This window comes from Arthrobacter sp. NPDC057009 (assembly GCF_042673905.1).
Taxonomy (GTDB): domain Bacteria; phylum Actinomycetota; class Actinomycetes; order Actinomycetales; family Micrococcaceae; genus Arthrobacter.
Genome location: NZ_JBHUSB010000042.1, coordinates 1 through 9,909 on the forward strand (window position 1 = coordinate 1; position 9,909 = coordinate 9,909).

The 9,909-nt window shown below is 59.5% G+C and carries 10 protein-coding genes and 1 pseudogene; 8 read left to right on the plus strand and 3 right to left on the minus strand.

The window, feature by feature from the left end; all coding sequences use genetic code 11:
- Positions 1 to 930: 930 nt before the first annotated feature.
- The 3 genes and pseudogenes from ACFTR6_RS21795 to ACFTR6_RS21805 all read left to right on the plus strand — a co-directional run.
- A pseudogene (locus ACFTR6_RS21795) lies at positions 931 to 1,197 on the plus strand (DNA gyrase subunit A); the annotation flags it as partial.
- Positions 1,198 to 1,527: 330 nt separating this feature from the next.
- Positions 1,528 to 1,770, plus strand: a complete 243-nt coding sequence (locus ACFTR6_RS21800; RefSeq protein WP_377959445.1) for a hypothetical protein — start codon at positions 1,528 to 1,530, stop codon at positions 1,768 to 1,770.
- A 479-nt stretch (positions 1,771 to 2,249) separates the two neighbouring features.
- Positions 2,250 to 2,762: a hypothetical protein gene (locus ACFTR6_RS21805; RefSeq protein WP_377959446.1), complete on the plus strand. Its 513-nt coding sequence runs from the start codon at positions 2,250 to 2,252 to the stop codon at positions 2,760 to 2,762.
- Positions 2,763 to 3,915: 1,153 nt separating this feature from the next.
- Here the strand turns inward: ACFTR6_RS21805 and ACFTR6_RS21810 are convergent.
- Positions 3,916 to 4,368, minus strand: a complete 453-nt coding sequence (locus ACFTR6_RS21810) for a hypothetical protein (protein ID WP_377959447.1) — start codon at positions 4,366 to 4,368, stop codon at positions 3,916 to 3,918.
- A gap of 214 nt (positions 4,369 to 4,582) precedes the next feature.
- On the opposite strand from ACFTR6_RS21810, the gene ACFTR6_RS21815 reads away from it, so the two are divergent.
- From ACFTR6_RS21815 to ACFTR6_RS21835, 5 genes are all read left to right on the plus strand, one after another.
- The gene (locus ACFTR6_RS21815) at positions 4,583 to 5,026 is read left to right on the plus strand and encodes a hypothetical protein (protein WP_377959448.1); all 444 of its coding nucleotides are present in this window, start codon (positions 4,583 to 4,585) and stop codon (positions 5,024 to 5,026) included.
- Positions 5,027 to 5,282: 256 nt separating this feature from the next.
- Positions 5,283 to 5,897, plus strand: coding sequence for an RNA polymerase sigma factor (locus ACFTR6_RS21820; protein WP_377959449.1), 615 nt, complete (start codon positions 5,283 to 5,285; stop codon positions 5,895 to 5,897).
- Entirely contained in the window at positions 5,894 to 6,451 is a 558-nt protein-coding gene (locus ACFTR6_RS21825) for a hypothetical protein (protein ID WP_377959450.1), read from the plus strand. The genes ACFTR6_RS21820 and ACFTR6_RS21825 overlap by 4 nt, the downstream gene beginning before the upstream one ends.
- A 718-nt stretch (positions 6,452 to 7,169) precedes the next feature.
- Entirely contained in the window at positions 7,170 to 7,574 is a 405-nt protein-coding gene (locus ACFTR6_RS21830; RefSeq protein WP_377959451.1) for a hypothetical protein, read from the plus strand.
- Positions 7,571 to 7,945, plus strand: a complete 375-nt coding sequence (locus ACFTR6_RS21835) for a GntR family transcriptional regulator (protein ID WP_377959452.1) — start codon at positions 7,571 to 7,573, stop codon at positions 7,943 to 7,945. The genes ACFTR6_RS21830 and ACFTR6_RS21835 overlap by 4 nt, the downstream gene beginning before the upstream one ends.
- Positions 7,946 to 8,678: 733 nt before the next feature.
- Here ACFTR6_RS21835 and ACFTR6_RS21840 read toward each other — a convergent pair.
- Both ACFTR6_RS21840 and ACFTR6_RS21845 read right to left on the minus strand, forming a co-directional pair.
- The gene (locus ACFTR6_RS21840) at positions 8,679 to 8,918 is read right to left on the minus strand and encodes a hypothetical protein (protein ID WP_377959453.1); all 240 of its coding nucleotides are present in this window, start codon (positions 8,916 to 8,918) and stop codon (positions 8,679 to 8,681) included.
- A 230-nt stretch (positions 8,919 to 9,148) separates the two neighbouring features.
- Positions 9,149 to 9,634 carry a hypothetical protein gene (locus tag ACFTR6_RS21845; protein WP_377959454.1) on the minus strand — a complete coding sequence of 162 codons (486 nt, stop codon included), beginning with the start codon at positions 9,632 to 9,634 and terminating at the stop codon, positions 9,149 to 9,151.
- Between the last annotated feature and the right edge of the window lie 275 nt (positions 9,635 to 9,909).

The following is a 9,909-nucleotide window of genomic DNA, read 5'->3' on the forward strand; positions in this document are numbered from 1 at the left end:
ACAACGCCATCAAAAAACTCAACAGCCTAGGCTTCAACGTCACCATCACCCCGGCCACCGCAGCCTGACGAACCTTACTTTCGTATTAGACCTAATGAACCGCGTGACGTGAGGGCTGCGATAGTCACCTCTCAATCGGGAAGTTGCTGTCGTTCACGGCTCGCGGCTGGCTATATTGAGGAAGGCGACCACCGATGGCGTTCTGAGAGAGCCCTCTTCCGCCGGCCGCGCAGGTTCGCGGATGGTGGGGTCAGCGGCTGCAGTGGCCTGGCTTATCGGATTCGTTTCCAACTTCCTGATTGCTCCGACAAACACGGGGATGGGTGTTGGGGGCGCGTATGCGTCGTTCCAAATTGGGTCCAACGTCGGCAACGTGCTGGCTTTGGTCCTGTGGTCCTGCACAGCTCTCTTGGCTCTATGGCTTATCCGGCGTTCGTCCGGGGCAACATGGATCCGGGCTTTCGTCGCATACGGGGTACCCGCAGTCCTGTCGCTCTACCCCTCGGCGGTGGTCAGCAACGCTGTGGCCCATGTAGTCGCCCTCGAGGATTCATTCGTCTACCACGATTGGCTCGCATGGCCATTGATCCTGTCCGGCATTGTGGCGCTTATGGTTGCGTTATTGGCCCGCGTACTGAACGCGAACGGTGGACGGGGAATGCCCGGGCAGGCCCACCATTGAAACATCCGGTAGAAGTTCTCGAGGGGAACCATGGACTAGACCAGTGACCTGTGCAGTGCAGGGTTCCGCACATGGGCAGGGATAAGGTCCTATAGGTGTACCAGTGGAATGTGCTGGCGGTCGTAGTCGGCGCAGCCTTCCCAGCAGTCAGCAGCGGCCCCAAGAACCGCCCGTGGGCCGATTCGTTCGCTCAGATGGGATTCCCAACGGACGTAATGCCCCAATGACTTCGGTCGTGCAAGAATCGCCGCATGGATGAGGATGAGCGGCGGATAAGGGACCACTTGATGATCGTCGATGCCCTGGTACGGGCGGTGGATCGGCGTGACGAGGTCTTTCAGATGATTGAGGATTCAGAGGACGTGGACGAAGCAAGACGTCGGGTGGGTCAGCTGTTGGGTGTGGGAGAGTTGGGTAGCCGGGCTGTCCTTGACATGCAGGTTAGAAGATTCACCCGAGACCACCGTCGGAAGCTCGCTTCCGAGGCAGAAGAACTTAGATCAAAATTGCCTTGATGGCCGCTGAGGACCTCCTGTTCTCCGTCGATCACTAGTTCCTCGTCCTCAGAAGAGGTGCTGCGGCTCAGCGATCCGACTTCCGGCTTCCCCCGTTGGAGTAGACCACGGAAACTGGCCCGGTTGAGGTTGCCTGGTGAACGCCTGCTCTGCGCGACAGGCCCGCGGTCACCGCCGCCGCGTGGCCGCTTCCCGAACGATTTGTTTGACGGATTGGCGGGGTGGTTTCATGGGCGGCGGACTCCGCTTGCGTCACCATTTACTCCGGTCGCAGAGGGCAGTAGGCTCACTCACAATGCAGCAGCCGCTAGCTTCTTAGGGGAAACCAACATGACCATTTTTTGGCCAGCTTTTTTAGGCGGTTTGCTAAGCCTGGCAATAGGAATCGTCATTTTCTTCAAGAGAAGCGGCATAGCCAAAACCAACGCCGACGCACAGCGTGCCGGCTTCGGTAAATATGGTGAACAGACTGCCCGTAATTCCACCCCCAGCCGGGTGGCCTCCGTTGGAGTTGTTGCAATCCTAATGGGGCTGGCTCTGGTTGTTGCCTCATTCCTGAACCTCAAGTGGTAAGGAGGCTCCGGTGACGCCCTTCCAAATCGCAGCGCTTGCCCTAGGCAGTATCTTTATTCTCCTGGGCATCGCGGTACTTTCTTTCCGTTCAGCAGCTGCGGGCTTGATTCATAAGCGTTACGACGCCGCGGCTCAACGCTATGAAGGCGCTGGGCGCAGACTACCTGCTGCCACAAGCACTCCCCCCGGCTCCAAGTTTGTAGTCTTCGTCGGAGCCACCATCCTTGGTCTTGGACTGCTGGGCATCGTGCTTAGCCTTACCAATTAGCCCTTGCTATGACGCTCGGCGCCGGCAAAGGGTCTAGACCTTGCGGCTTGTGCTGTGAAGGGTTCCCGAGGGAAGCCATGAACTCATATCAGCGAACTGTGCCGTGAAGCGTTCCGGAAGGGAGGAACTGCCCAGCAGTTAGGCATGATGGGGTGCGAATGCCCTAGAGGTGCCTACCAGCCCTAAGGTTCGTCCCGGCTATTCTGGGGGCATGACGCGCTCCGGTGAGGTGACAGCCTCAGCGCTTCGCCCGCCGTTAGAGGTGGTGCTCGCGAAGGCTGTGAAGGGCATTCCGGCCCCGGCGGCACTGCCCGGTCAGATGCTTTTTGAGCCGAAGTTTGACGGGTATCGGGCTCTGATCTTCCGTGATCAAGATCGAGTACGGCTGTGGTCCCGGCAGGGGAAGGACTTGACGCGGTATTTCCCGGATCTTGAAGAGGCTGCGGCGGCTATGATTCCCCCTGGCTGCGTGGTCGATGGCGAGGCTGTGGTGTGGTCGGAGGGAAGGTTGAACTTCGAGGCCCTTCAGCGAAGGTTGTCAGCCGGCCGTGAAGGACTGCGGTCCATGCTAGTCGAGTTACCGGCGAACTTTGTCGGCTTCGACATCCTGGGTGTTGCAGGCCAGGATGCCAGGGGCCTGACGCTCTCGGACCGGCGGGCTGATTATGTCAATCCTTCTTGGCCCCGGTGGGACGGACATATCTGGCCCCACCAGGAGCCTTGAGGCGCTGTTCAGCAGACGAACCAGTGGAATCACTGAGCCACACGAGGGCCGTTCCCCGGACGGTTTGTAGGACTGGTCCTGCGGGACGGTATCCGCGCTGGGTTCTACCTTCTCCGGCCAGGTCGGAGACGTTTCCCGTAGCGGACCGGCTTGTGGGACGGCTGTGGACCGCTAAAGGGGACACCCCTTACGGCATTGTGACGCGTTGAAGTTGTTAAGCCGTCGGCTCAGCACGCTGAGATCTCGGACAGATCGATGCGCAATTTTTTCGTCTGAGTTGGCACCTGTGGCGCTGACACACTTCCAATCGGTACCGTGAACCATGAAAACAAGGAACCCCTTAGGTACCTCTCCTCGCCAAACCGCCCGATGGATGGCCATAGTTTCTTGGGGAGTTGGTTTGTTCTCTGCCATAAAGACGGCATTCGACATCGTAAACAACGAAGTTTCTGCTACCTGGATTGTCCTGACGTTGCTAATTTTTGGCATCGCCCTCATGTTCACGTTGATTTGGCGGAACGCCAAGCCAGATCCGGGTAAGAGCATTCCCTGAACCAATTGCGATGACACGGAATGTGTTTGAGGGTTCCTGCGATAGACGCTCGCGCCTGACTATATTGAGGAAGGTGAGCACCGATAGCGTTCTGAGAGAGCCCACTTCCTCCGGCCGCGCAGGTTCGCGGATGGTATGGTCAGCGGCTGCAGTGGCCTGGCTAATCGGGTTCGTTTCCAACTTCCTGATTGCTCCGACAAACACGGGGATGGGTGTTGGGGACGCTTATGCGTCTTTCCAAATTGGGTCCAACTTTGGCAATGTGGTGGCTTTGGTCCTCTGGTCCTGCACAGCTCTCTTAGCTCTATGGATTACCCGGCGTTGGTCCGGGGCGACATGGATCCGGGCCCTCGTCGCATACGGGGTACCCGCAGTCCTGTCGCTCTACCCCTCGGTGGTTGTCAGCAACGCTGTTGCCCATGTAGTCGCCGTCGAGGATTCATTCGCCTACCACGATTGGCTCGCATGGCCATTGATTCTGTCTGGCGTTGTGGCGCTTGTGATTGCGTTGATGGCCCGCGTACTGCACGCGAACGGTGGACGTGGAAAGCGCGGGCAGGCCCAGCGTTGAAAGGCTCAGTAGAGGTTGCGTTGATGATCCTAGTCAGCCCAGCGTTCCCAGTAATTGTCGGTGGCCTGCAGGAGTCGCCGTGAATGCGTTCGAAGTCCGATGATGGGATGGCTGTCCGGCCTGCCCAGGAAACCGGAAGCGTTGTTACCCGGAGTGAAGCTGACAGCTAGCAGAAATCCGAGGGCGAGGACGGGTGCGAAGCTCAGCAGCGTGAGAACCAGTCCGTAGGTCAGCCCCGGTGCTTGCCGGCGTCGAGTCCGTAGTCGGAACCCGCCAAGATAGGTGCCCAACGTGTTTCCGCGGGCATATAGGACCCAATTAGTCATCAGCGCCAAAAGTACCGTGGCAACGGCAACAGCGCCCTGATGGGTTGGTACGAGAAAGAACAACAGAAGTGCCGGTCCCCAAACCACAAGCGAATCGACGATAAGCGCGAACAGGAGTGAGGGCCAGTCCACAATCAAGGGTTCAGGGGTTTCCACACGGTGATTCTGCCATGCGGCCGTAGCCGTCGCTGTAATTGCCACATGCCCCCTGGAGAGGTCTTGCCTCGTGCCCCAACGGGCGCGTTGTCGAGGGGACTATGGACTAGACCTATGGAACTGTGCCGTCGAGGGTTCGGCAAGCGGAGGACTCCGCCAACTGGTGCACGCCCCGCAAGTCCCTACGGCTCAGTGGACGGTGCATCATTAGTGGATGTGGAAATGGTGGAACGCCGTGCGGCTGAAATTTGACCGTCAGTGGCGGGCGCGGAAGGCTCGGGTGCAGGAGCTGGAATCCATGCCGGAGCCAGATTATGGATACGGGCCACATTGGGATTCCGTAATCGCTGGTCGTCGTGAGTTCACCGGCAAGGTACTCAGTGGACCGTACGTTGGTCATGATCTGTTAGTCACGGTTTATGGCGACGCTGCGCTGGACCGCGAGTACCAGCCCGCGGATTTCTCATACTCCGCAGACTACTGGCTGGTCGACGAGGATAATGCTGGTCCTGGCGATGACGACCCTGATCCATCATTTGACACCCTTGAGGATCTGCAGGAGTGGTTGGCTGGCACCCCCGTCGAATGGAACCCACCGTATGTTTCGCTCGCCCTGATAGGGCGACTCTGGGGGTACGACGGGAAGCGGGTGCCGTAACCGCAGCAGCGCCTGGCCGAAACACCTAACGAGCCGGTGGGCAAACAAGCCGCGATTTTCCACCGAGCTCCTAACCCTCGTTCCGGTATGTCTCAAAACCTCTGTGGCTCAAAACGCAAGGGTTATGAGACGGCCGGTGCGGACGATTACCTGTCGGAACGGTTGGTGGTGACCCAGTTACCTCGTCCCCTCGTTGATGTCACCTCGCTAGGTGATCGTGATGGAACCACAATGGGGTTGCCGGACACTTATAGGTATGGGGGACACAGGGAAGGCATCCACGGACGGGGAGCTGTGGCGGCGCGTCATGGATGGTGACGGTACCGCTTTTGCTTCCCTCTTCACACGCCACCAGGACCGAGTCTTCGTTCATAGTCTTCGGCTGGTCAGAACTCCCTTTGAGGCTGAAGACATCACCGCCATGGTGTTCCTTGAGGCCTGGCGCTGCAGATCCAGAATCCGGCTGGTCAATGATTCGATGCTTGGTTGGCTGCTGTTGACAGCCACGAACGTGGCAAGAAACAAGCTCAGGTCTAACCTGCGCTATGAACGCCTCCTTCGGAAACTGCCACAGTGCGAGCCCGTGCCGGATCACAGCGACTCCGTGGCTGACACAGTCGACCAGGACCGACGGTCTGAACTCCTACACCGGGCCTACCGTTCGCTGGGTCGGCGGGACCAGGAAATCATTGCGCTCTGCGTTCTGGAGAACATGAGTACGGCCGAGGTGAGTGAGTTGCTAGGCGTTCCATCGGGCACCGTGAAGTCCCGGCTCTCACGCGCCAAACAGAAACTGTCACAGTTGATGAACCCACAAGCAGGGTTCCTGCCGGGACATGCCCCACTCAGGCCGGAAGAGGAAACACCATGAATGAGATTCCGCGTTCACAGCGCTTCAACCCCGAACGCAGCGCAGCCATCGCGGCTCTCCTGGCCAATGTCGCGCAGGACGGAACCCCAGAAAACCGGCACTTCCAGAACACCAAAGGCAAGCGGATTCTGCTTGCCGGCATCGCCGTCGCCCTGGTGGCAACCGGAGGTGCGGTCGTCATGCAACTGCCTGTCACGGACAAAAGCTCAATCGATTGCTTTGCACGAGCCGAACTCCACGGCAACCAGTTCCCCGGCACCACAGTTGTACTGGGGGAAGGCACACGGATCGGCGAGCCATCGACCCAACGCAACCCCATCCCTATCGAGGATGCGTTGGCCGCCTGCCGGCACGTGTGGGCTCAGCACGTGCTCGACCCCGATGCCCCTGATGGCAGAACTCATCCAAGCCTCCGTGACCGCAACTCTTCCTACCCGGTTCCCCACCCGTTGACCGTGTGCGTACTCAGCGGTGGCCGCGCCGCTGTCATCCCCGGCGACGAAAAAGTGTGCGGTTCACTGGGACTTGCCTCAAAAACCGACACAGCGCCCTGAAAGTGGACTAATCCCAGCCCTCGTCCCGGTCGGGGTTCCTATTGCAGGCCGGCGGTGTTGGTTCGCGTCCATTCAGAACTTGCCGTGTATCAGATAGTTGACACACGAAAGTCGCCCTTGTACCTTCTTGTTGGTACACGCGAAGAGGGGAAGAATCATGGCGTTGGTTGCCTTGTTGGCTGACATGGGATTGTTGATCGTCGTCCTATTGGGCGCTGTATGGGCACTGGCTGGATTAGCCAAGGTCGGGGAAGGGGTGGAGTCCCAGGCGCTGCTGCGCGCCCGGCGGAATGTTGTGGGTCGAACGGCTGCAGCTTTGACAGTTGCTGCCGTGGTGTTTGGTGCAGCATTGCTAGTCCAGATGTCCTTTCCCAACTTGCAGGGCGTGCCAGTATTCGTCGGGCCGACAGCTGGGGCGGGTATCGCGCTGCTGCTCTTTGCTCTGCTGCCGGCGGTGTCCATTGATGGTGACGTATCGCGAAGGACTGCGGTCCTGGAGCGTCGTACAGTGCGGCAGTTGGTGCCGCGGTGGCTGGGGGCCTTGGCCGTCGGGTGTGCCGCTGGTGTGTTCGCCATCGTTTTGGCCGGGGGTACGACGTCGGCCCCCGCTGCCGGGGACGGCCGGTTCTTGTGCCCGTCGCTGTTCGGCCCTAGTTGTACTGTTGGGGGGCCATACCTGTACCCGGGATGGCACTTCGCTGCTCCCGTACTGCTCTCCTTGGCGGTTCTTGCCACGGGGGCAGTAGCGGCGTTCCACCGCATAGTGATTCTTCCCGATGCCGCCTGGCGAGAGCTTGCTAACGCGGACCGTGCGCTCCGCTCCAACACTGCTCGCGCACTCACTTGGGTCATCATTGCACCGCTGCTGCTCACCCTAGGCATGTTCCTTGGTACCGCGGGCGTCCCCCTGTTCAATGCCCCGGTGCTCAGCACCAACCTGTCGGCAGAATCGGCCTCCGCAGCGTCCCTGGGCGGTCTCTTCCTGTTGCTGCTCGGCGCCGGATGCGTGCTTGCGGGTCTGGGAGCATCATTCACGGCGGCGGTTCTGGGGATGCGGGTTGCACGGCTGGATGGCCGTTCATTCGCCCGGCCGGAGGCCTGCGGGAAGGCTGCTCCGGCATGATTACGGTGGATTCAGCTGACCCGACACCGCCGTACGAGCAGGTCCGGGAGCAAATCGCCTCGTTAATCCGATCCGGTGAACTAGCGGGCGGACACCGGCTGCCGGCGATCAGGCAGCTCGCCGCAGACCTTAAGGTGGCACCCGGGACTATCGCACGCGCCTACCGGTCCCTTGAAACTGCCGGCTTAGTGGAAACCAGTCGCTCAGAAGGAACCAGAGTCAATACCGGCAATGCCGTATCCGAGCGAGTGTACCTGGACGCGGCTGCGTTCCTTGATTCACTCGCTGATGAGCCCGTCGCCCTCGAAGATCTGCTGGCAACATTGGCTGCGCTGTGGCCTAACCGTGGCAAGCTGCTGACAGAGACGTGATGTGCGCCAAGCAACGTTCTCGGCGCAAGAACCCACTGCTACGGAGCGGAGACGTCATCCCAAGTGCTGCCTCAAGTGCCCATTGGACTATACCGACGAGAACGTGCCGCTAAAGGTTCCATGCAAGGGACAAGGTGCCGACCGGACCAGGGCAGCAAGAATCGTTCGGTTACTTCCGGACATTTGATTTCAGGTCAGATTCGTCTCCGGGAGTGCCAGGTTTCGCGCCGCCAGTCGGTGGGTGGTTCGGGGTTCCTATCACCAGAGTCCAGCGTCCGGACTGCCAAGAGATTGCGTATTTGATTCCCGTCGTCCCGGCTTCTTTCAGTGCTTGGACCTGTGCGTATTCAGGGAAATCGTTGCTCAGTAAGAGCTTGACTGAAGCAGGGGCCCAACCACGGAAGGAATCGACCAGTTGCTGGGCGCCAGGGCGCACATTGACGGAGTCATCCGGAGCCATTTTCTCGACTTGTTCCACTGAGCCGGATGCAGCGGCGGACACGACGCTTCGTGCGAACGCCTCGCGGGTGGAAAGATCCGGCTGCATTGGGTCTGGGGCGCAGCCAGTCATGGAGAGGCTCGACATGCCTGTGAATAGCATTAGGCCGAAGAAACGGAACAGCGCACTCTTCAATCCCACCCCCAGTCCACGTAACGCCGACAATACCGGACGACCCAGCTGATGGAACACCGCCCGCAAAGGGTTCCGGCATAGGAAACGGTTGGGCCCTTATTAGCTTGCCGCCTGTCGGCTGGCTCTGCAGCGAGCTGCGTGGACAGTGATGCCGACACTAATGACCACACTCAGGAACAGCGCCAGGAACCCGGCGCCGGCGGCGACAAAGTAGCTCGTCGGATCGGGGACGGTATCGACGACCGGTTCCATGTAGAACCATATGGTTGCACCGGCACTGATTCCGAGCAGCGCTATTAGGCCAGTCAAAACCCAGGCGGCAATTGCCAGAATGATCATTTTCATATTTCCCCCAAAATCGAACGGATGTAACCCGCTCTTCCTGAATCCTAGCCTTTGTCATGAGGACCAGGATGACGTATTCCGCTGAGCTTCCTAGGGGAAATGGACTAGACACAGCGCCCTGTGCCGTGAAGGGTTCCCTGGGGGCGAGAGAACGCGCCGAGTGGGCGAAGTCCCATGAGATATTTCGTGGCTACGCGAATGGATGCCATCGCCTGCGTACGGTACTAGAAGGCAAGTGAACCGATGACGAGACCGATCACAATGACCACGAGTCCGAATGCGGCCATCGCGACACTGCCTATCCGTCTAACTCTCTCGGCGGGTCGGTCCGTCTCAAAGCCGCGCAGCATGTCCGTGGCGGAGCGGGCGAATCTATCCCGGAACAAGATCATTAGAATTCCGGCAATCAGGGTTATAGCGGCAATTACCAGGCCCTCTGCTGGTCTCGAGATCCTTTCAGCAGCGTTCCCGTCTCCCCTTAGCTCCGCGCCGGACAAACCATAAACCAGGACAGCGGCTCCGATGATGATGACGGCACCCGTCCACACGTACAGGAAGCGCCGTTTACCGCGGATATACCTGTCGACATCGCCATCCGGATGACTCCGCACGTAAGTTCTGGTAGCTAAACCCTCAGCCAGCCGGCCCAAGCCAAGTGCAGCAAAACCCAACAGCATCCAGGCCAGTCCCGCTAGTGCCGTCGTCGACATGCGATGCCTCCTGCAGCTCGCGGACATCCAAGATTTGCCCGTTTGATACTGAGATGAGACTACAGACGAAGCAACAGGCGCGAATAGACCTCCAGGCAGAACCCTCGGCGGAGTGCTCCTAACCCGTCAGCAATCTTTGTTATCAGCGAAAGAAAAGCGCCCGTTCAGGTTTCCGCAGGGAATGGACTAGCGGTCCAGCGTCGCTGTCGCGCCGTGGTGGGAGAAAGTATGCGGTTGCCTCGCCCCTGGCTCTGGCCGGGGATGAGGTTTCGGGC